A 20,705-nucleotide genomic window follows, 5' to 3' on the forward strand; every position below is an offset into this window, starting at 1 on the left:
CCTTTGGTTTTCGCAACTATCACCATTTAGTTTCACGGATCAAACTACAACAAATGCGCACCAAACCAAATAAAAAAACAGCATTAGAAGTTGCCTAACTTCTAACACTGTAAAATTGGCTATCAACAGGATTTGACAGAGAGCCATAAATAATATCACTAGGATTAGCGCACATTAATGATGCATATTTCAATCGCTTGTAACAAACAGATATTGTTAACACTTGGTTCTAAGCTTTCTTACTGTTTAGAAATCCATCAAGGCCAACATATCATAATTTTTAATCTTTTCCCGGCCCTTAAGGTCTTTTAACTCGATTAAAAAGGCAGTTCCAACAACAATACCACCTAAATCTTCAACCAACTTAATTGTTGCCGCAATTGTACCGCCCGTTGCCAATAAGTCGTCGGTTACTAAAACTCGTTGCCCTGGCTTAATCGCATCCGTGTGTAAGTATAAAGTTGAACGGCCATACTCCAAACCATAGCTGGCTGAAATTGTTGGTCGAGGTAACTTACCTTTTTTTCGGGCCGGTGCAAAACCAATTCCAAGTTTATAGGCCACTGGACAGCCCACAATAAATCCCCGGGCCTCTGGTCCAACAATCATTTCGACACCCTTATCTTTGGCGTACGCCGCAATCTGATCCGTTGCTTGGGCATACGCAACACCGTCGGCCATTAATGGCGATATGTCGCGATAAACGACACCTTTTTCTGGAAAATCATTAACACTTGCAATATAGTCCCGTAAATTCACTGACATTCTTTTCGCTCCTTAAACAAGATCTTGTTGCTGATTAAACCAGCCTTTTAGATCTGGGTAGTTACTATAAATCAGAACGGATTCAGATTTCATTTTTTGTTCACGTTGTTGATAGCTAGGTGCTTCCGTTAACGCATGCTTATCTGGATGCGCAACACCATTCATAACGCCATCATCTATTTTAACAAATCCTAATTCAAAAAACACTTGAATCATAAAAATTAACATTGCTTCTTTTAATTGTAAATGATGCGCAATGGTCTTTAATTCAGCGCGAACAGCAACATTTTTGTGACTCAATACAAATTTAAATAGCCGGCCAAACTGCTGGTGAGTTGGCATGCCATCTAAATAAACTGGCCGTTGCGTGTAAAAAAGCGCGATAATTCGTGCGCAATGTGCCCTTTTGAGTAACGCTGTTAAATCGGCCAAGTTGACCGGCGCATCTACCAAAATCAGTGTATCATCTGTTACCGTAGTCGCTTCGTTAGCCAATACAATCTGATTAGTCGGTTCAATGTACGGCTTCAAACGTTGACAATACTTGGCGTTAAAGAAAACATAGGTCCCCTGATAACTAAATAACTGCTTAGTTAAGTGTGAGGTTCGCTTATCAATAATTTCAACACCAGAACTAGCCAAATCCTTAACCATTAATTGCAAAGTAACATTACCTTGCCATTCATTTTCACCTAATTCGCCAACAACCGTAACTTGATCGGCCGCCACAAGATCATCAACATAACCACCCATTCTAAAAGCAATCGCGTCTAACTGATTGTTCGCACCACAAAGTTTTAATTTTAAATGCGTTTTATCCGCGCCAATTGCCCGAACATCAGTCAGTTTTTCTGGTGTTAATTCTAGTAAAGGCGTTTTATTATCGGTCCCAAAAGGTGCTAACTTTTTAAAACCGGCAAGTAAATCCGGCGTTACTTCATCAACTGTCAGTTTGAGATCAATTATTAAATCCGCAGCCCCTTGATGAGCTAAATCCTGCTTCACGGCCGCCGCCTCTAAACCGGCACTAACCGTTGTTAGTGCCGACTTTGGCAAGGTTAATCCGGCAGCCATTTGATGACCGCCAAAGGTTGTCATTTGTTCACGATTGGTATTAAGTGCCGCAAATAGATCAAAGCCAGCCACGCTACGGCCAGATCCCTTGACCGTTTGTTCACTTTCAATATTCAATACTAAAGTAGGCTTACCCGTTTTTTCGACGATTCGGCTAGCTACAATACCTAAGACACCCTCATGCCAATTTTCGTGGGCCAAAACTAAAGTTTGTTTCAGCGTGTTTTCAGGCGTGGTGGCTAATTTAATTGCTTCATCATAAATGACTTTAACGTAATTTTGCCGGCGCTCATTTTGCGCTTGAACAAATTTGGCCAATTGCGTTGCTTCATCTGGATCAAACGTTGTTAATAGCTTAACGCCATCCTTCGCGTCTCCTAGGCGTCCCAAAGCATTTAAACGTGGTCCAATCCCAAACCCAATTGATTGCTCATCCAACGTTGTCTGTTTTAATTTGGCAACTTCACAAAGTGCCGAAATACCTGGCCGTGGTGACTGCTGTAATTGTTGTAAACCTAACGCCACCAAGGCACGATTCTCACCAGTTAAAGAAACAATATCACAAACCGTTCCAATTGCTGCTAAATCCAGACTTTCAATCGGTACTTCCTCCAGTAAGGCCGTTGCAACCTTAAAGGCCACCCCAACACCCGCTAAGTCCGGAAAGGGATAATGGCTACCTGGTAATCGTGGGTGAACGATCGCATAGGCATCAGGTAACTTAGGCGGTAACTCATGATGATCAGTAACAATGACATCGACACCCTTGGCCTTAGCAGCGGCAATACTAGCCACCCCACTAATCCCATTATCAACTGTAATAATTAATTTGGTTCCAGCATCCGCTAACGCCTCAAATGCAGCAACATGTGGGCCATAGCCTTCTTTGAAGCGATCTGGTATATAGATTGTCACATTGGCACCCAAAGACTCCAGTGTTTCTAGCATTAGACTGGTGCTGGTAACACCATCCGCGTCATAATCACCATAAACCGTTATTTTTTCATTAGCCATAATTGCCTGCTGAATTCGTTCAATGGCCTTTGACATCTCACCTAAGGCCAGCGGATCGTTTAATTGTTCTAAACTTGGTTCTAAAAACTGTTTAATTTCAGTTGTCTTAGTTAATCCACGGCTAACTAATAATTTTGCGAGGCGCTCATCCAATTGATTCTCTGCAGCAACTTGTTTTACCGTTGTCGCATCCGGCTCAGGGCGCAATTGCCACTGGTAACTGGATTTTATCATTCGTTCACACTCCCAACCAGACTATTATAGCAAACTCGCTCACGAATAAAAGAGCAAAAAAAATGATTAGCAATTAGCCAAAATTAACAGCTAACCCTAATCACAGCTTAGTTACTGAATTTTATCGGTTGGTTTACTTTCACTGGCCGCTAAATCCGTTGCTTCAGTCTCAGCAATTTGTGCCTTTAGCGTTTTAATTTGATTATCCTTTTGAACCAGCCGATTTTCAAAGTTTTTAGTTTTATTCGCAACTTCAGCAGCAACCTGTTTCTGCACTGATTGTTTTAATTCAGCGTTTTCTTTTGTTAAAGCCTTATGTTGGCGCCGTGCGCCTAACGAATTAGTTGTCGAGACCAGAACTGTAATCAACGCGCCCAACAATAGTGCAACCAAAATAACCAAAATTAACGGCCACTTAGTTGTACCAAAACCAAAGTTAACAACTACTGGCGCCACGTTTATAACGGCAAAACTAACAATAATAAGAACGAGCAGTAAAATTAAGATTAACCGCCATTGATTTTTCATCTTACTACCTCCCTTTACTAATTAGCTAGAAAAACATCAACTTATTTTCGATTAAACACTGGACGGGAAACAAGCCAGTCGCCCAACTCTGGAAACAACGGATAGAAACGCGCAGCAACCTCCATAATCGCTGGTGCGTTAATTTCTCTGGTTCCACGGCCAATACTAGCAATAATTCGCCGTGCGAACCGTTCCGGGTCAAGCATAATTTTTGCCACCGACTGCGCATATTTTCCTGACTGATCTGCCTTCTTTATAAAATCAGTCGCCATTGGACCAGGATTGACAGTTGTTACCCGAATGTTCCGCGGTCGAAGCTCTAAACGTAATGAATTACTGTAAGCAATTAGGGCCGCCTTTGAGGCCGCATAAACGCTAGCCTTAGGTGTCGCGATTTTTCCTGCTTGTGAAGCAACATTGATAATTGTTCCCTGGTGGTAAGCCACCATCTGTAAAGCAACTAATTGGGTTAAGTAGATTGCGCCTAAAGTATTAACCCGGAACATCTTTTCCATCACGGTTAATTTAATATCTAGTGCATTTTCAAACTGACCAATCCCGGCATTGTTAATCAAAACAGTAATCGGTCCAACCTTTTTTGTTACCGCCGCAACTAATTGTTCAATCTGTTCAGGATCACTTAAATCCACGGTGTAACTATAAGCCGGTCGACCTGATAGTTGATGGGCCTTTTTGATCACCTGGCTTAAACGAATTTGATTACGCGCACAGGCTACAATTGTTGCTCCACGCTGAGCTGCACAATAAACGAGCTGTTCGCCTAAACCTGTCGATGCTCCCGTTATTAAAATAACCTGATTTAACAATCTTTTTTTCATTTCTACCACCTCTAATTTCGCAGGGGTACCTTAATTTGATCGAAATCTTTAACTACACGCGTATTCGAAAAAGTTTTTCGGGCCTCTTCTTGAAGATTCAAGGCCATTTTACCAACGTAGCGCGCCGAAATATGGGTCAATAGCAGTTGCTGAACGCCAGATTTTTTTGCAACATCAGCGGCCTGGGCACTGGTTGAATGATAGTAATTTGTTGCCATTTTGGCCTCGGCCTTACTAAAAGTACTTTCATGTACTAATACGTCGGCATCCTTAGCCAGTTTATAACTATTTTTAGTCAGTCGCGTATCACCTAAAATTGTGATTATGCGGCCTTTTTGTGCGGCCCCAATAAAGTCCGGCCCGTGTAACAAAGTACCGTCGGCCAGAGTAACATCCTTCTGCGCCTTTAACTGACCATAAAGTGGTCCTGCCGGCACCCCTAATTCTTTTAGCTTTGCAACTAATAATTCTCCCGGATGATCCTTTTCAACTACCCGGTAACCATAGCTTGCAATTCGATGATCTAAACGCAGGCACTCTACACGAAAAGTTGCGTCATCAAATAATATTCCTTCTTTAGTGATTTCAACGAAATTTAGGGGATAGCTTAAATGCGTTTCGGAAACACGTAAACTCGTCATGACGTAATCACGAATTCCCCGCGGACCATAAATTGTTAGGGTACCCTCACCACCCTGAAAGGAACGGCTACTTAAAAATCCAGGTAAACCAAAGATATGGTCACCGTGTAAGTGAGTAATAAAAATTTTTTCAATTTTACGTGGTCGAATTGTTGTTCGTAAAATCTGTTGCTGCGTGCCCTCGCCAACGTCAAATAACCAGACGGCATTTCGCTCATCTAATAGTTTAAGGGCCAAGCTCGTAACATTACGAAATTTAGCCGGTGATCCAGCACCTGTTCCTAGAAATTCTAATTCCATGATTTGTTCATCCATTTCTTTATATTACGTTCATTGTAGGCAATTTTATAACTTCCTGCAATTCTTTTATTTTAAACGGCCGCACTAAATAGCTAAGGAGTTGTGACAAAAAATAAATTTTGCCATAACTCCCATCTACATCTTCAAATATTTTTAATAATGTGTAGCTTAAAAATCTGTTCTACAATCATTAGTGTTGTCCATTTGATTGCATAATCGAACGAGCCACAAAATTAGCGTAATGTTCCTTTCCTACTACGTTCGGGTGTACCTGATCAGCATAAAACCAATCACTGTGTTGATTGCTTTCCTTATACCAATCAATAATCTTCAAATTAGGCCACCGCCCACTGGCCGCAGTTAATGATCTATTAACCGAATTTTGCCAGCTTCTGGTGGGTACACGAACGTTAATCCAGTAAACCTGGCGTTTGGCACCACACGTTCGCATAATTTGATCTACCTGCTGGTCGGTAAATGGGCCATTAGTTCCTAAACCAATTAAAACAACATTACCTAAGACACCTTTTGCCGCATAACTTTGAAGGATACCAACGGCCGTATCAGCCTGACGCCCCACTGAAGCATCCAGAAGCATCTTGGGAAAAATTTGCTGTAAGGTATCACCACCGTCCAACATAACCGAATCACCGACAGCCGTTACGTTCAAGTCTTGCGCCTGACTAACTTGCTTTTGCGTTAAATTTGCCGCCAATTTTGCATCAATACTTTTTGCGGACTCAGTTGATGACTGGGTTGAACCAGAGGACGACCCACTTTTCGCTTTTTGTGCTTCTGCTAGTAAGGATGATCGTTTCTTTGAATTTGCGATTTCATTGTGCTTAATATTTTTTGTTAACTGATTTGATGTTTTGGCTGCACCACTTGGCGCAACAACAAATCCAATCATTCCAACGCCAAGAATTGCAATTGCCGGAATTATAAGTAACCTTCGCCGACCATAAATTGAACGCCGGCGGAAAAATTCACGTGTGAAGCTGAAAAAGTGACGGTACTTAAAGTGACTAAACGGACGTTCAATTAATCGATAGGATAATTCACTGATTAAAAGAATTAAAACTAACTGAATCACCCCGTGTAACACAGGAGAATTGGCGATATCTTTAACCTGATTCTCGTAAAAAATCATCACTGGAAATTGATATAAATAGATGCCGTAACTTCGCTGGCCAACCCAAGTAAATATCCGATTCGTATAAAAACGGTTTAGATCGGCCGCCGGATTAACAATTACTGCCGTTAATAAGGCAATAATGATTGTGAACAAATACATACCACCACGATAAAGAAAGGTACTTTGTGCTGGCAACGTAAAAAATAGAATAATCACTAAAATTGACGTCACAATTCCAATACCATCCAATAATAGGCGCTGCGCTCGCGCGACTTTGGCCTTAAGGTGAGTACTAGGCCAAATAATGGCCAGTGCTGCGCCGATTAAAATCGCAAAAAAACGAGTATCGGTTCCATAATAAACTCGGCTAGGATCATGCCCCGGCACAAACAGAAATGCCATTAGGCCCGCAGAAAGTAGGCTAAGGCCGAACAACCATCCGGCTATTTTGCGGCGTTTCTTAACAAAGAGAACCAGTCCAACAATAATAAAGGGCCAAATTAAATAAAACTGACCTTCAATTGATAACGTCCATAAATGCGTAAAAGGAGATTCATTATTAGCAAAACGTTCAAAATAAGATTGACCATGCGTAATCTGCCACCAATTATAAAAGTAACCAAGATTACTAACCATAATGCCACGTAAGTTATTCAATAGCTGCCGCTGAAACAGCGTTATATAGGCCGCCGTTGAAAATAACATGGCAACTAATGCCGGATAAAGTCGCGTTATCCGCCGCCGATAAAAATCCAATAAATCAATTTTGCCATTTTGTTCCCACTCTTGGATTAGAAGATCAGTAATTAAATAACCGGTTAAAACAAGAAAAATTACAACGCCTAGGTAGCCGCCTGGAACAGTAAAGGGAATTAAATGGTACAAAATAACTCCAATTACGGCCAAGGTCCGCAAACCACTAAGTCCGGTAATATAGCGACTATTTGCCAGTCTCTTTTTATGTTCCATTTATTTATAAGCCTCAATTAATCATATGCATCAAATAGCTAATAGTAGGGAATAAAAGGTTGTTAAATCTAGAACTACAAAGCAATATTAGAAATTTTCTATTAATAGCATAAAACAACACTAAAAAAGGAAAATTCCAGATTACTATTGTCCATTCAAAAACTTAACATTTTGCGGCCAGTAACGCGCCCCTTTCATTCCAATTTTCCTTCATTATTCAACAAATTCAAATGTAAAATCAAGGATTGATACTAAATCACCATTTTTAGCGCCATTTTTTCGTAGTGCATCATCAACACCCATCCCTCGTATCTGCCGGGCAAAGCGCATGAGACTCTCATCACGATCTAAATTGGTCATCTTATAAAGCCGCTCAACACGTTCACCGGCCACAACAAAAGTACCTTCCTCATCCTTAGTAACTGTAAAATCAGGTTGATCCGCTTTGTATTCATATAATTTTTCGGATGCCGGTTCTTCATCCTGATACAGTGGAAAGCTCGGTGTTTTATCTAATAAATCCGCCGCCTGTTGTAGTAACGGGGTTAATCCTTGGTGTGTGAGCGCCGAAATTGGAAAAATTGCTGTATCTTTGGCCGTAGTTTCTGCCAACTTAAGCTTGAAATTCTCTAGATTTTCGGCACTGTTTGGCATATCCATTTTAGTTGCTACAATTAATTGCGGGCGCTTTAATAAACTAGGATCATACTTTTCTAATTCATGGTTAATTTTGCCAAAATCGGCAAAGGGATCCTGTTCATCTACACCACTCATGTCAACTAAATGGAGTAAAACACGGGTACGTTCAATGTGGCGTAAAAATTCAATTCCAAGTCCAACGCCATTTGAAGCTCCCTCAATTAAACCAGGCATATCTGCAACCGCAAAACTTCGATCGTCATCCAATCTAACCATCCCTAAATTCGGAACTAAGGTTGTAAACTGATAGGCCCCAATCTTGGGTTTTGCACTAGTAATAACTGACAATAAAGTTGATTTACCAACTGAAGGAAAACCAATTAAACCAACATCGGCTAACACTTTCAATTCTAAACTCACTTGTCGTTCAATCCCTGGCTCACCATTTTCAGAAATTTCTGGCGCCGGATTTTTTGGTGAGGCAAAATGGATATTTCCCCGGCCACCACGACCACCCTTAGCAATAATAACCTCTTGTCCATTCTCAGTGAGATCGGCTAAAAGAGCGTCCGTCTCAACGTCTCGAACAGTTGTACCCGGCGGCACACTAATAAAGGTATCCTTAGCGCCTCGGCCTGTCATTCCTTTGTTCATACCTCGCTCACCATTTTGAGCCTTAAAAATATGTTTATACCGAAAGTCCATCAGAGTTCGTAAACCTTCATCAACGCGCAAAGTAATATTTCCACCACGACCACCATCACCGCCGGCAGGTCCGCCAAGTGGCACAAATTTCTCCCGTCGGAAAGCCACCATACCATCGCCGCCTTTACCAGCGCGCGCCGTAATCTTAACTTGATCAATAAACAAGTTATAGCCCCTCCCTTCCTATGTTTGTATCTTTCCCATTGTAAAGAAAATACGGCTATTTGTCCATAGAAAACGAAACATATGTACACTTCGTTATTGACTGTTTTAAATGTTTTTGAACGTTTATGAACAAAAAAGATTGATTTTGAATGATTTTGGTGGTAAATTAAATTTTGCAGGGGTGAGAAAATGCTTACAGAGGAACGGCACCAATATATTTTAACGACGTTAAGCCAGCACGATATTGTTAAATCACAGGACTTGATAACCCAAACGGCTGCATCTGAGTCAACTATTCGCCGTGATCTACAAATTTTGGAACAGGCTGGGTTTTTAGTTCGGGTTCATGGTGGCGCCAAACGTGCGGCAACGTTGCAAACCGAACTTGCGGTTAGTGAAAAGTCTAACCAGAGTGTTCACGAAAAAGATCAAATTGCCCGTTTAGCAACAAACACTTTAAAACCGCGCGACGTTATTTTCCTGGATGCTGGCACAACGACTTTAGCAATGATTCCTTACCTAAAAAAAAGTTTAAATTTAACTGTCGTTACTAACGGTGTTAATCATGCATCATTGCTGGCCGATTATGATATTCGCTGTTTTCTTTTAGGGGGCCAACTTAAAAATGTCACCAAGGCGATTATCGGCTCTGAAAGTGTTGCTACCTTAAAGGAATACCGCTTTAATAAGGCCTTCCTGGGTACCAACGGCATTCACCTTCGTTTTGGCTACACAACACCCGATCCTGATGAGGCCGCTGTTAAACGTACGGCATTACAGCAAGCGGCTAGTACCTTTTTTTTAGCGGATCACACTAAGTTCAATCAAGTTTCCTTCGCCAAGATTTCCGATCTGGCCCAGGGTACCATCATCACTGATCATATTAGTCAAAAAGATCGGCTCAATTTCCAAAAACAAACAACCGTACAGGAGGTTACAAAATGATTTATACCATTACGGTGAATCCATCAATTGATTACATCGTTCAATTACCTAAGGTCACATTAGGCCAGGTTAATCGAATGTCCTACGACACCAAATTACCAGGCGGCAAGGGAATTAATGTTTCGCGGATTTTACAACAACTTAATATTCCTAGTGTGGCCTGGGGCTTTCTAGGTGGCTTTACTGGCGACTTTGTTAAACATTACCTTGCCCATGAAAAATTACAGACCGCCTTTACTTCCGTTAGCGATGACACCCGGATCAACGTCAAAATTAAGGCTGCGGAAGAAACTGAGATAAACGGTCAAGGACCAACCATCTCACCGGCGGCCGTTGCTAGTTTCAAGGCCCAATTTCAACAATTAAAACCCGGCGACGTTGTTGTGATGTCCGGCAGCCTAGTTCCCAGTCTTCCCGTTAGTTTTTATCATGATTTGATTCCATTAATTCAACAACAAGGTGCGGAATTTGTGATTGATACTACAGGCCAGGCGCTATTAGACACACTGGCCGCGCATCCTTTAGTGGTTAAACCTAATCATCATGAATTAGCCGCACTTTTCAACGTGACCTTAGCTGATGATGAAGCCATTGTTACGTACGGGCGCAAATTACTAGCCCTCGGTGCCCAGAATGTTTTAGTTTCAATGGCCGGTGCAGGTGCTTTTCTAATCACACCCAAGGCTGTTTATAAATCAACTGCCCCCAAAGGAACCGTCAAAAATTCAGTTGGTGCTGGTGATTCAATGATTGCCGGTTTTGTTGGTACCTACAGTCAAACACAAGATCCCTTGGCCAGCTTCAAAACTGGTTTGGCTTGTGGAAGCGCAACGGCCTTTTCTGAAGATTTGGCCGATCAGGCTAAAATTAGCGAAGTTAAGCAAACAATTAAGATTACACCCTATGCTTAAAAAAGGTGCGCCCATTTCACATCGGACCAATCCTTATAATCCAACAATTAACTTATAAAACAAAAGCTAGATAATTACGCCACCAATTAGTGACGACTAAAAAGGAGTGCCAAACATGGATATTCGTGAACTTTTACTAAAAGGTGTCATGATAATGGACCTGAAGGCAACAACAAAAGTTGAAGCCATTAATGAAATGGTTCATCAGTACTACGAACACGGTATTATTACGGATGAAAAACTGTATAAACAAGATATTTTAAAGCGCGAAGCCGAATCAACCACGGGGATTGGCGATGGTATTGCAATGCCCCACGCTAAGAATAAGGTCGTTACCCGAGCAACGGTTTTATTTGCAAAAAGTAATGCGGGAATTGATTTTGACGCTTTAGATGGCCAACCAGTTCAATTATTCTTTATGATTGCTGCCCCTGAAGGCGCAAATAATACTCATTTGCAGGCCCTAGCCGCCCTATCCAGTTTATTGATTAATCCTGATTTAGTGGCCGCTCTGAAAAAAGCCCAAACACCGGATGATGTACAACAATTATTTGCGGACGCTCAAACTGCCAAAGAAGCAAAAGACAAACAAGAAGCTGATGCAGAGGCCCAAAAGACAACACAAGTTCAACCAACAACTTCTACTAGTGAACGGCCATTTATCGTTGCCGTTTCCGCTTGTCCAACTGGTATCGCACACACTTATATGGCCGAAGCCGCTTTAAAGAAGCAAGCAGAAGCAATGGGCGTTGACATCAAGGTTGAAACCAATGGCTCTGAAGGTGTTAAACACCGCCTAACAACCAATGATATTGAACGTGCTAAAGGTGTTATTATTACTGCCGACAAAAAAGTTGCCATGGATCGTTTTGATGGCAAACATTTACTAAATCGACCAGTTATTGACGGGATTAAAAAACCTGAGGAATTGATTAACGAAACACTTGCTGATAAAGGAGCAATTTTCCACGCTAGCGGAAACGCCGAAGTTGGCAATGATGATTCCGGTGAGCGCAAATCGGCTTGGAGTACAATCTATGCCAGCCTAATGAATGGTATTTCAAATATGTTACCGTTCGTCGTTGGCGGTGGGATTTTAATGGCCATTTCCTTTATGGTTGAACAATCCGTTGGTCCAAAATCCGTGACCTTCACTTTTCTAAATGGGATTGGTACTTGGGCCTTTGGCTTCTTGGTGCCAGTTTTGGCCGCATACATTGCTGAGTCAATTGGTGATCGGCCGGCCTTAATGCCCGGCTTTGTTGGTGGTTTCATGGCCAATACTGCTGCCGCAAGTGTTGTTAAGACAACAAGTGTTGCCGGCTTCTTAGGTGGGATTGCTGCTGGTTTTATTGCCGGCTACGTCATTGTTTGGTTAAAGCATGTTTTTCGGAATATGCCGAAGTCACTGGATGGCTTAAAACCAATGATTCTTTACCCGATTCTTGGACTCTTAATTGTTGGTGCCATTATGTTCTTCGCGGTTGATCCAGTCTTTGCAGTCATTAATCATGCTTTAACTAGCTTCTTAAAGAGTATGGGAACTGGTAACGCCGTTGTTCTCGGTGCTGTTCTCGGTGGTATGATGGCGATTGATATGGGCGGTCCCTTTAATAAGGCGGCTTATACAACTGCAATCGGTGTTTACAGTGCCACTGGTGATGGTAAGATGATGGCCGCCGTTATGGTTGGTGGAATGGTACCACCACTGGCAACGGCCATTGCAACCACCTTCTGGGGTGATAAATTTACACCAGACGAACGTAAAGCTGGTATTTCTAATTACGTTCTTGGTATTTCCTTTATCACTGAAGGGGCAATTCCATTTGCTGCCTCAGATCCTCTACACGTTATTACTTCTAGCGTTATCGGTGCCGCACTTGGCGGTGGCCTCAGCCAATTATGGCACGTCAGTGTTCCTGCTCCCCACGGTGGTCTGTGGGTAACACCATTAGCTAGTCACTGGGTTTTCTACCTACTATCAGTAGCCATTGGCGCTATTGTTGCGGGTACTATCCTCGGTTTATGGAAACCAGTTAAAAAGACTAATTAAGCTTAAATATAAAAAAAGTTGGAAAAATAAGTTTTCCAACTTTTTTTGTGCACCAAATATTTTCACCATCGTCACTTTAGCGCGTAATCAACCGTAAAAGCAGCCAATAGAAAAAGCTTAGAATGACGGCATAGCCTAGTAAAGTTCCAAAAATTAACGTTACCTTAGTTAAAATCGCAACAAGCGGCAGTTGAACCAGCACTGCTCCAAGGGCTAACAAACTAAGAACAAGAACTAAGGGTAATAGGCCCCGCAAGCTTCCTTGAAAATCCTGGCGACTAAGGTCAAAACCACCAAATACAATTTGCGTCGCCAATAAAAAATAAACAAGTAATTTCCAAGGTGCATACTGTCCGTGACTAATAATTTTCCATAATAATTGGTGTAGTTGGGTGAAATCTAACACCGTCCAGTCAAGTCGCAATAATGACCAAAGCTCTGGATAAATGAGACTAGCAAGACCTAGTAAAATTAAACTACAACCATAGATTGGCGCAATTCCAATAAAAAAGTTACCTAAATTTTGGTACCAACTTTTGGCATTATACTGGTGCTCCACGTGGCCCAAAGTTGCATCCGTTGGCCGTAAACTAACCAATTTGACACTCATGATTTGATGATGAAATAGTTTGGCCACTAACAAATGGCTTAACTCATGACTAATAATTCCAAGCCAACCAAAATAAATTTGACTACGAAAACCAAATCGACTAACCAACATTTGCTTACTGCTACGATTAAAGAAAGTTAATATCATTGCAAAAATCGTTGGGACAATAATTATTAATAAACAATTTAACCCAGCTGTTAATATCACTTGTTTAAACACTGCTAATCAACCACTTTCCCGATTACTGTAGCGATAGTTTAATTGTCTGGGCAACCGTTTTTGAAATGCCAATTTTCTGCAGTTCCGGCACCGACGCTAACTTGATTTTTTTTAATGAGCCAAATTCTTTGAGCAGTTTAGTTCGCGTTTTTGGCCCAACACCTTGAATAACATCTAACTGCGAACTTAGGGAATGCTTACCTCGTAATTGCCGGTGAAAGGTAATTGCAAAACGGTGGACTTCATCTTGAATCCGTTGTAACAGATAAAAGCCTTCACTTTTAGGATCAAGATCAAGTTTTTTATCCTGCGGACCAAACATCAACGAGGCCGTTTTATGGTGTTGGTTTTTTACCATCCCAGCAATTGGAATATCGATATCAAGTTCATCCTCTAAAACTTCCTTTGCGGCGTGTAATTCAATTTCACCACCATCCATTAGAATAAGGTCTGGTAAATCACGACCCTCTTTTAATAAGCGACTATAACGTCGGCGGATTACTTCTTGGGTATTCTCGGCCTCGTTCCCGCCATCACCATTTTTCAACTTGTATTTACGGTACTCTTTTTTGGCCGGCTTACCATCAATGTAACAAACCATTGCTGAAACTGGATCCGTCCCCTGAATATGCGAATGATCAAAGGCCTCAATCCTGTGAGCCGATTCAATGTGTAAGACATCCACTAACTCCTGAACAGCACCAACTGAATGTGAATTGTCCAATTCCATTAAACGAAACTTTTCTTCTAAAACTAGACGACTATTATTGTTGGCCATATCCATTAAATCACGCTTCTGACCACGCTGCGGTGTTCGTACCGGAACTTTTAGGATGTCGGCTAATACCTTTTGATTAATGCCCTTAGGAACCAATATTTCTCGTGGTAGTACTTTATTTTTTCGATTGTAAAACTGTAATATAAAACTTTCTAATTCTTCCTCAGGGGTATTAACACAAGGAAATAGCCGCTTCTCTCGTTTCATTAGGCGCGCCTGGCGAATGAAGAAGACCTGAACTGACAACCAACCCTTATCCATGTAATAACCAAAAATATCCCGAGGTGTATTATCATTGGAAATAATTTTCTGCTTTTCCACTGTTGCCTCAATATATTTTAATTGATCCCTTAATTCCGCCGCTCGTTCAAACTTTAGCTCGGTGGCAGCGGCCGTCATTTGCTGTTGTAGTTCACGTTTTACCGTTGCAACATTACCGTTTAAAAAGCTTTTAATTCGCTTAATTTGCGCTTGATATTCTTCTACAGGGACCTCCCGGAAACAGGCGCCAAGACACTGACCCATGTGGTAGTACAAGCAAGGGCGTTTTTGGCGGCCAGAACACCGCCGCAATGGATAGACTTTTTGCAAAAAATGTAACGTTTCGTCGGCAGCATAAACATTAGGGTACGGCCCAAAATAATAACCGCCATCCTTCTTTATTTCGCCAGTAATCAACATATGAGGGTCACGCTCATTGGTAATCTTAATATACGGATAACCCGTCCCTCTTTTTAACTTAATATTAAAGTACGGTTGGTGTTTTTGAATTAAGGTGATTTCAAGTAAAAAGGCTTCTTTATCCGTTGAGGTAATAATCGTTTCAAAATCACGAATTGTTTCAACTAAACGTGCCGTTTTGCCCTCGTGGCTGCTTTTAAAATAAGAACGAACACGATTTTTTAAATTTTTGGCTTTACCAACGTAAATAATATGGCCGTCTTCATCTTTCATTAAGTAGCAACCTGGTAACGGCGGCAATAATGCCAACTTATGTTCAAGATATTCTGAAGCCATCCAAAACATCCTTTCTATTTATTCCGCAATTAATTTCGCACAGATGTTCGCTATAATAGTTTAGCGCGAATAACGTATTTTGCAAGTTACTGGCCTAAAAAACGTCCTTAATTTGAATTTAATCAAAATAGTAAGCGGCCAGGACTTTTGTCCTGACCGCTTACTATTTCTGATCGTTACGTTAGAACATGCGCCAAAAACAACTTCTGTTCCAGTTACTTGCTGCTTTAAGCCTCTAATATTTTTGCCAAAAAATCTTTAGTTCGGTCATTCTTAGGATGCTCAAAAATTTGTTCCGGTGTTCCTTTTTCGGCAAAAACACCACCGTCCATGAACCAAACTTGATCAGCAACATTTTTAGCAAAGCCCATTTCGTGCGTCACTACAACCATCGTCATCCCATCGTTGGCTAAATCCTGCATAACCTTCAGAACTTCGCCAACCATTTCTGGATCAAGCGCGGAAGTTGGTTCATCGAAAAGCATTACATCAGGATTCATTGCCAAGGCACGCGCAATTGCTACCCGCTGCTGTTGACCACCGGATAGGCTTGCCGGGTAAGCATCCGCCTTTTCCTGTAAGCCAACTTGATCCAGAAGGCTTAACGCCAACTTATTTGCCTCATCATCACTCATATTTTTAACCTTAACTAGCGCCAACTTAACGTTTTCAATAACCGTCATGTTGGCAAATAGATTAAAGCTTTGAAAAACCATTCCCATTTTTTCCCGTAATTCATTTAATTGGGTTTCATTTAAAGCAGTTAATTCATTACTTTCAAAAGTAACTTTACCACTAGTTGGTTTTTCCAATAAGTTTAGGCACCGTAGAAAGGTACTTTTACCGCCACCAGATGGTCCAATGACACAAATTACTTGACCCTTACTGACGCTACCGTTAAGACCCTTTAAAACCTCGGTATCACCAAATTTCTTGCTCAAGTCCTCAATTTTTATCATATCAGTCATGACGCATGCTCCTCTCGTAATGGTTCAGTACTTTCGACAAACTAAAGGTCATAATGAAGTATAAGATCATCGCAACAATAATCGGTGCAACACCCTTATAGGTCGCAGTTTGAACGGCTTTTAATTGATAAATTAAATCGGTAACCCCAATAATGGAAACAATCGAACTTTCCTTAATTAGCGAAACAAACTCATTACCTAATGCCGGCCAAATATTCTTCAATGCCTGGGGGAAGACGACACTCCGGAAGGTCTGGGTATTACTAAGCCCTAAACTACGCGCAGCTTCGGTTTGCCCCTTAGCAACCGAATTAATCCCGCCCCGAATAATTTCGGCAACGTAGGCCGCCGAATTCAGCGATACGGCAATAATACCAGAAGTCAAAGCCGGAATATTAATAAACAGGCCAATCCCAAAGTAAACAAACATAACCTGAATCATTAATGGTGTGCCCCGAACAAATTCAATGTAGGCAACGCCTAAACCATGTAACAACTTATTTTTACTTAAACGCATTAAAGCAAAAATTATTCCCAGTAAAATACCAAAGAAGACACTAATTACGGTGATGAGTAATGTGTAGCCAACCCCTTTAGCAAAGTAACCAGCATAATGCCACATAGTTGTGTTATGGGTATTGGTCTTCATGTAAGAACCAGCATCTTTTAAATAATCCTTGGTTAAGTCTTGTTTATCAATCTGATCAACGGATTTATTAACTTCATTAACTAATGATGTTGATCCCTTACGGAAACCAATTGCGGTATCATTTTCACCTTTGCCAAGGTTGAAATTCCCGTTAATCATGGTGAGGCTCTTATCATTATCAACGTAGGCCTGAGCTGAAGGCTTTTCCATAATAACCCCTTCAACTTTATGACTCTTTAAGGCCAGAATTAAATCACTAATCTTGTCGAGGCCTTTAACTGTTGAATTTTTAATTTGCTTTTTTCCAAGGCTGTATTGAATACTTCCGGTTTGTGCCCCCACGGCCTTATTGATAAATGAATTCTTGTCGTGGTAAAGTCCCTTATCCGTTTTATTAATTAAAATGGATTGACCACCTTTATAATAAACCTTAGAAAAATCAACACTCTTTTCCCGAGCAGGTGTCGGTGACATTCCTGAGACAACCATATCAACCTTATTCGTTTCTAAGGCAACTAACAATGAGTCAAAACTCATTTGTTTGATGACTAACTTCACGCCTAAATCCTTAGCAATCTTTTTGGCAATGTCGACGTCCATCCCAACGACACGTTCCTTACCATTACGATTAACTAAGAATTCATAAGGTGGGTAATCAGGACTAGTCCCCATCACTAAAGTTCCCTTTTCCTTAACCCGGGCCAATGAGTTATCGGCCGCTTGAGCAGGCTGAGCACTGATTCCAGCTAGCGTTACGATGAGCCCTAGCACAAGGCTAAGCCAAACAAAAAATTTTTTCATACGCGCTCCTCTTCCAATCTTTTTAATCAATGATTCGATTATAACCATAAATGATTTTTTATGCAATACTTTTGCCAAAATAATCTAATTAATGCATAAAATTATTAATATATTCAACCCGGCTTTGTGATCTAGCTAAATAGTAGTATTTTCGGCAAAATTTGTTACAATGAAAGTAAATCAGAAAGGATGATGTTCATGGGTTTAACCATTAAACAAGATAATAGTCTAAACGAACTCTTCGATAAATTCGCTATTGATCCCAAAGTACCCGTTGAAGATAAGCCAAAACCGCAAAAAAAAGATAAGCAAAAAAAACCAACTTCTAAAAAATAATTTGGTCTCAATATAAAAATTTAGTTGTATTAAAATCTACAATGATATAATAAGTGCGGGATTAAAGGTAATTTACATCAACCTTAATTCCGCACTATTTTTTAGCAATTTTATTTGGAGGTAAAAAATGACATTTGAAGAAATCTTGCCCAAAATTAAACAAGGCAAAAAAGCAATTCGCACGGGCTGGGGTGGTTCAGAATTATATATTTTTGAGGTGAGTCACGATCAATATCAAGGTGAAGAAATAAATCCTTACTTATTAATTAAAACAAATGAGGCCCCTACACTTTCAATGTTCCAACCAACTTCCTGCGATGTTCTGGCCGATGATTGGCAATTAGTCGAATGAGAAGTTACCTCGATTGGCCCCAACGCCACATTATCGTCACTGGGGCCGCTTCTGGAATTGGTTTGGCCCAAGTCAAGCTACTATTAACACTTGGCGTCCACGTCTACGCCATCGACCAACAAGATAATGCGTCATTCCAATCATTGCAACACAAATACCCGCAACAGTTGACCTACTATCCATGCGATCTGCGGCTTGAGAGTGAACTACAACTAACAGTTCAACAAATACTGCAGACGTGCTATATCGATAGCTTGTTTAACACTGCAGGAATTTTAGATCATTATGCCCCAACACTGGCAACAACAAGTCAAGATTGGGATAACGTCATGTTAACTAATCTAAAAAGCCAATTTTTATTAACTAACCAGGTACTACCCCAAATGCTGGAACATCAATTTGGTGTCTTCGTAAATATGGCCTCAATTGCTGGTTTAGTCGCTGGTGGTGGTGGTGCCGCTTATACGGCCGCTAAACACGCCATTATTGGTTACACTAAGCAATTAGACTATGATTACGCGGCCGTGGGCATTCAGGCCAATTGTATCGCCCCAGGAGCAATTGATACACCAATGAACCAGGCCGATTTTACTGGTGCTGGTACCATGGCCAAATCAGTGGCCGAACAAACACCAGCAAAGCGTTGGGCCAAACCAGAAGAAGTTGCCAATTTAAGTCGCTTCTTGGCCAGCTCTGAAGCCGATTATATCCATGGTGCCGTTATTCCCATTGATGGCGGTTGGCTAGAAAAATAGAAATGGGGCAAAAATCGTTTTGGAGCCTACTGTGCGACGTTGGCCAGGCCAATAATTATAGTATGGTTATTGAATTAGCCGTAATCGTGTTTGAAAACGCAACTTCCTGTGCTTTTCCAAACACTCCCGCAAGGCACGTAAACCTAGACTTTTAGCGCACGTTCTAGCGTAATAAAAAATAAGCGGCAGAAATGACCCTCCTGGGATTTGACTAAACTCCAATACTGGGGGCCACTTCAAGCCACTTATTTTATTTTTTCTAATAACTAATTAGACTACCATCAATCTTTTTTATACCGTGCGTTTAGTTTAGTAATATTATCCTTAGCAATATCTTCAAAGGGAATATCGGCCCACTGAGCAATTTGTGACAAGTACCATAAAACGTCACCCATCTCTTTGACTAACTCTTCTTGATTTAATTCCTCACCGTGAAAGGTATATTGTTTGATTAAATCAATCACTTCACCACTCTCACTAGCCAACCCTAAGGCGCAATTAGTTAGAACCTGTTCATTACCAAGTAATGTTCGATTAGCTAGTTTTTGGTATTCATTAAACTCCATTAGTCTACCTCCACTTCCGTCTGTTCGCCGACCCACTGCCAAATTTTATCGGCTCCAATCCCAGTCTGACTAGAAAAAATAACAAAATCATCAGTTTGATTTAAATCAAGTGCTTTTTTTAACTGACTTTCCCGCTGATTCCACTTACCCCGCGAAACCTTGTCCCCTTTAGTTGCCACAACTAAAACCGGAATACCATAATATTTAAGGTAGTTATACATTGCCTTATCATCTTCAGATGGTTCGTGGCGGACATCAATCAATGAAATGACCCCTTTTAATTTAGTTCGCGTTTGTAAATAAGTTTCAATGATGTGACTAAATTTTTCGCGATCTTTTTTTGATACTTTTGCGTAACCATAGCCTGGCAAATCAACAAAATATAACTTTTCATCCAAACGATAAAAGTTTAACGTCTGTGTTTTACCTGGTGTCCCAGAAGTTCGCGCCATTTTACGGCGATTAATTAATTTATTGATTAAAGACGACTTACCCACATTAGATCGTCCTGTTAATGCAATTTCAGGTAATGTATCGTCTGGATACTGACTTTGCGCTACCGCACTAATTACCAATTCTACGTCTTGAACGTGCATGATAACCCCTCACTTTCTAAAACACTGCCCTTAATTTTAACACAAACTAGACTCAAAAAAAAAGGGGTCTACACTTTCTGGTATTGGTGAATAACTAATACCGGTTTTTTGTCTGTTTTGAAAATCAGAAAAATAAAAAAG

19 protein-coding genes are annotated in these 20,705 nt (G+C 40.9%); 6 read left to right on the forward strand and 13 right to left on the reverse strand.

Features of this window, described 5'->3' with window-relative positions; translation table 11 throughout:
* Window positions 1-246 precede the first annotated feature (246 nt).
* The 7 genes from EKM61_RS08935 to obgE all read right to left on the reverse strand — a co-directional run bounded on the left by EKM61_RS08935 (window position 247) and on the right by obgE (window position 9,008).
* Window positions 247-765 (reverse strand): adenine phosphoribosyltransferase, encoded by a 519-nt coding sequence (locus tag EKM61_RS08935; protein WP_068224688.1) that lies wholly within the window; start codon window positions 763-765, stop codon window positions 247-249.
* A 12-nt stretch (window positions 766-777) separates the two neighbouring features.
* A complete protein-coding gene (gene recJ, locus EKM61_RS08940) occupies window positions 778-3,087 on the reverse strand; it encodes a single-stranded-DNA-specific exonuclease RecJ (protein ID WP_068224690.1) in 2,310 nt (769 codons plus the stop codon).
* Window positions 3,088-3,198: 111 nt separating this feature from the next.
* The gene (locus tag EKM61_RS08945; RefSeq protein WP_068224693.1) at window positions 3,199-3,615 is read right to left on the reverse strand and encodes a LapA family protein; all 417 of its coding nucleotides are present in this window, start codon (window positions 3,613-3,615) and stop codon (window positions 3,199-3,201) included.
* Between the two features lie 41 nt (window positions 3,616-3,656).
* Window positions 3,657-4,454 (reverse strand): SDR family NAD(P)-dependent oxidoreductase, encoded by a 798-nt coding sequence (locus tag EKM61_RS08950; RefSeq protein ID WP_068224696.1) that lies wholly within the window; start codon window positions 4,452-4,454, stop codon window positions 3,657-3,659.
* 11 nt (window positions 4,455-4,465) lie between these two features.
* Window positions 4,466-5,395: a ribonuclease Z gene (gene rnz, locus EKM61_RS08955; RefSeq protein ID WP_068224699.1), complete on the reverse strand. Its 930-nt coding sequence runs from the start codon at window positions 5,393-5,395 to the stop codon at window positions 4,466-4,468.
* Between the two features lie 190 nt (window positions 5,396-5,585).
* On the reverse strand, window positions 5,586-7,499 hold the full coding sequence (locus EKM61_RS08960) for an acyltransferase family protein (RefSeq protein ID WP_068224702.1): 1,914 nt from the start codon (window positions 7,497-7,499) through the stop codon (window positions 5,586-5,588).
* Window positions 7,500-7,712: 213 nt separating this feature from the next.
* Window positions 7,713-9,008, reverse strand: a complete 1,296-nt coding sequence (obgE, locus tag EKM61_RS08965; protein ID WP_068224704.1) for a GTPase ObgE — start codon at window positions 9,006-9,008, stop codon at window positions 7,713-7,715.
* A gap of 189 nt (window positions 9,009-9,197) precedes the next feature.
* On the opposite strand from obgE, the gene EKM61_RS08970 reads away from it, so the two are divergent.
* The 3 genes from EKM61_RS08970 to EKM61_RS08980 all read left to right on the forward strand — a co-directional run bounded on the left by EKM61_RS08970 (window position 9,198) and on the right by EKM61_RS08980 (window position 12,917).
* On the forward strand, window positions 9,198-9,953 hold the full coding sequence (locus EKM61_RS08970; protein ID WP_068224706.1) for a DeoR/GlpR family DNA-binding transcription regulator: 756 nt from the start codon (window positions 9,198-9,200) through the stop codon (window positions 9,951-9,953).
* On the forward strand, window positions 9,950-10,864 hold the full coding sequence (gene pfkB / locus EKM61_RS08975) for a 1-phosphofructokinase (protein ID WP_068224708.1): 915 nt from the start codon (window positions 9,950-9,952) through the stop codon (window positions 10,862-10,864). The genes EKM61_RS08970 and pfkB overlap by 4 nt, the downstream gene beginning before the upstream one ends.
* A 115-nt stretch (window positions 10,865-10,979) precedes the next feature.
* Window positions 10,980-12,917 (forward strand): PTS fructose transporter subunit IIABC, encoded by a 1,938-nt coding sequence (locus tag EKM61_RS08980; protein WP_068224710.1) that lies wholly within the window; start codon window positions 10,980-10,982, stop codon window positions 12,915-12,917.
* 76 nt (window positions 12,918-12,993) lie between these two features.
* On the opposite strand, the gene EKM61_RS08985 is transcribed toward EKM61_RS08980, so the two are convergent.
* The 4 genes from EKM61_RS08985 to EKM61_RS09000 all read right to left on the reverse strand — a co-directional run bounded on the left by EKM61_RS08985 (window position 12,994) and on the right by EKM61_RS09000 (window position 17,959).
* Complete coding sequence (locus EKM61_RS08985; protein WP_125636197.1) at window positions 12,994-13,734, reverse strand: hypothetical protein; 741 nt, start codon at window positions 13,732-13,734, stop codon at window positions 12,994-12,996.
* Window positions 13,735-13,768: 34 nt separating this feature from the next.
* Window positions 13,769-15,541: an excinuclease ABC subunit UvrC gene (gene uvrC / locus EKM61_RS08990; protein WP_068224714.1), complete on the reverse strand. Its 1,773-nt coding sequence runs from the start codon at window positions 15,539-15,541 to the stop codon at window positions 13,769-13,771.
* A 227-nt stretch (window positions 15,542-15,768) separates the two neighbouring features.
* A complete protein-coding gene (locus EKM61_RS08995; protein ID WP_100077748.1) occupies window positions 15,769-16,500 on the reverse strand; it encodes an amino acid ABC transporter ATP-binding protein in 732 nt (243 codons plus the stop codon).
* Between the two features lies 1 nt (window position 16,501).
* Window positions 16,502-17,959 carry an ABC transporter substrate-binding protein/permease gene (locus tag EKM61_RS09000; protein WP_068224719.1) on the reverse strand — a complete coding sequence of 486 codons (1,458 nt, stop codon included), beginning with the start codon at window positions 17,957-17,959 and terminating at the stop codon, window positions 16,502-16,504.
* A gap of 198 nt (window positions 17,960-18,157) precedes the next feature.
* Between EKM61_RS09000 and EKM61_RS12065 the strand changes: the two genes are divergently transcribed.
* From EKM61_RS12065 to EKM61_RS09010, 3 genes are all read left to right on the forward strand, one after another.
* Window positions 18,158-18,295, forward strand: coding sequence for an SPJ_0845 family protein (locus tag EKM61_RS12065; RefSeq protein ID WP_164505765.1), 138 nt, complete (start codon window positions 18,158-18,160; stop codon window positions 18,293-18,295).
* A 127-nt stretch (window positions 18,296-18,422) separates the two neighbouring features.
* Complete coding sequence (locus EKM61_RS09005; RefSeq protein ID WP_068224722.1) at window positions 18,423-18,647, forward strand: DUF2829 domain-containing protein; 225 nt, start codon at window positions 18,423-18,425, stop codon at window positions 18,645-18,647.
* Window positions 18,644-19,402 (forward strand): 3-oxoacyl-ACP reductase, encoded by a 759-nt coding sequence (locus EKM61_RS09010; RefSeq protein ID WP_068224724.1) that lies wholly within the window; start codon window positions 18,644-18,646, stop codon window positions 19,400-19,402. The genes EKM61_RS09005 and EKM61_RS09010 overlap by 4 nt, the downstream gene beginning before the upstream one ends.
* A gap of 281 nt (window positions 19,403-19,683) precedes the next feature.
* Here EKM61_RS09010 and EKM61_RS09015 read toward each other — a convergent pair whose 3' ends face one another.
* Window positions 19,684-19,968 (reverse strand): nucleoside triphosphate pyrophosphohydrolase family protein, encoded by a 285-nt coding sequence (locus EKM61_RS09015; protein ID WP_068224727.1) that lies wholly within the window; start codon window positions 19,966-19,968, stop codon window positions 19,684-19,686.
* Window positions 19,968-20,564, reverse strand: a complete 597-nt coding sequence (yihA, locus tag EKM61_RS09020; protein ID WP_068224730.1) for a ribosome biogenesis GTP-binding protein YihA/YsxC — start codon at window positions 20,562-20,564, stop codon at window positions 19,968-19,970. The genes EKM61_RS09015 and yihA overlap by 1 nt, the downstream gene beginning before the upstream one ends.
* Between the last annotated feature and the right edge of the window lie 141 nt (window positions 20,565-20,705).

Origin of the sequence: Loigolactobacillus backii (assembly GCF_003946275.1) — a bacterium.
Taxonomy (GTDB): domain Bacteria; phylum Bacillota; class Bacilli; order Lactobacillales; family Lactobacillaceae; genus Loigolactobacillus; species Loigolactobacillus backii.

What these genes read in the sequence shown, in the direction of transcription:
- EKM61_RS08995 (WP_100077748.1), bottom strand. Translation starts at nt 16,500, where the DNA reads ATGATAAAAATTGAGGACTTGAGCAAGAAATTTGGTGATACCGAGGTT.
- EKM61_RS08970 (WP_068224706.1), top strand. Translation starts at nt 9,198, where the DNA reads ATGCTTACAGAGGAACGGCACCAATATATTTTAACGACGTTAAGCCAG.
- EKM61_RS08960 (WP_068224702.1), bottom strand. Translation starts at nt 7,499, where the DNA reads ATGGAACATAAAAAGAGACTGGCAAATAGTCGCTATATTACCGGACTT.
- uvrC (WP_068224714.1), bottom strand. Translation starts at nt 15,541, where the DNA reads ATGGCTTCAGAATATCTTGAACATAAGTTGGCATTATTGCCGCCGTTA.
- EKM61_RS08950 (WP_068224696.1), bottom strand. Translation starts at nt 4,454, where the DNA reads ATGAAAAAAAGATTGTTAAATCAGGTTATTTTAATAACGGGAGCATCG.
- EKM61_RS09000 (WP_068224719.1), bottom strand. Translation starts at nt 17,959, where the DNA reads ATGAAAAAATTTTTTGTTTGGCTTAGCCTTGTGCTAGGGCTCATCGTA.
- yihA (WP_068224730.1), bottom strand. Translation starts at nt 20,564, where the DNA reads ATGCACGTTCAAGACGTAGAATTGGTAATTAGTGCGGTAGCGCAAAGT.
- pfkB (WP_068224708.1), top strand. Translation starts at nt 9,950, where the DNA reads ATGATTTATACCATTACGGTGAATCCATCAATTGATTACATCGTTCAA.
- EKM61_RS08935 (WP_068224688.1), bottom strand. Translation starts at nt 765, where the DNA reads ATGTCAGTGAATTTACGGGACTATATTGCAAGTGTTAATGATTTTCCA.
- recJ (WP_068224690.1), bottom strand. Translation starts at nt 3,087, where the DNA reads ATGATAAAATCCAGTTACCAGTGGCAATTGCGCCCTGAGCCGGATGCG.
- EKM61_RS12065 (WP_164505765.1), top strand. Translation starts at nt 18,158, where the DNA reads ATGGGTTTAACCATTAAACAAGATAATAGTCTAAACGAACTCTTCGAT.
- rnz (WP_068224699.1), bottom strand. Translation starts at nt 5,395, where the DNA reads ATGGAATTAGAATTTCTAGGAACAGGTGCTGGATCACCGGCTAAATTT.
- EKM61_RS08945 (WP_068224693.1), bottom strand. Translation starts at nt 3,615, where the DNA reads ATGAAAAATCAATGGCGGTTAATCTTAATTTTACTGCTCGTTCTTATT.
- EKM61_RS09015 (WP_068224727.1), bottom strand. Translation starts at nt 19,968, where the DNA reads ATGGAGTTTAATGAATACCAAAAACTAGCTAATCGAACATTACTTGGT.
- EKM61_RS09010 (WP_068224724.1), top strand. Translation starts at nt 18,644, where the DNA reads ATGAGAAGTTACCTCGATTGGCCCCAACGCCACATTATCGTCACTGGG.
- EKM61_RS08980 (WP_068224710.1), top strand. Translation starts at nt 10,980, where the DNA reads ATGGATATTCGTGAACTTTTACTAAAAGGTGTCATGATAATGGACCTG.
- EKM61_RS09005 (WP_068224722.1), top strand. Translation starts at nt 18,423, where the DNA reads ATGACATTTGAAGAAATCTTGCCCAAAATTAAACAAGGCAAAAAAGCA.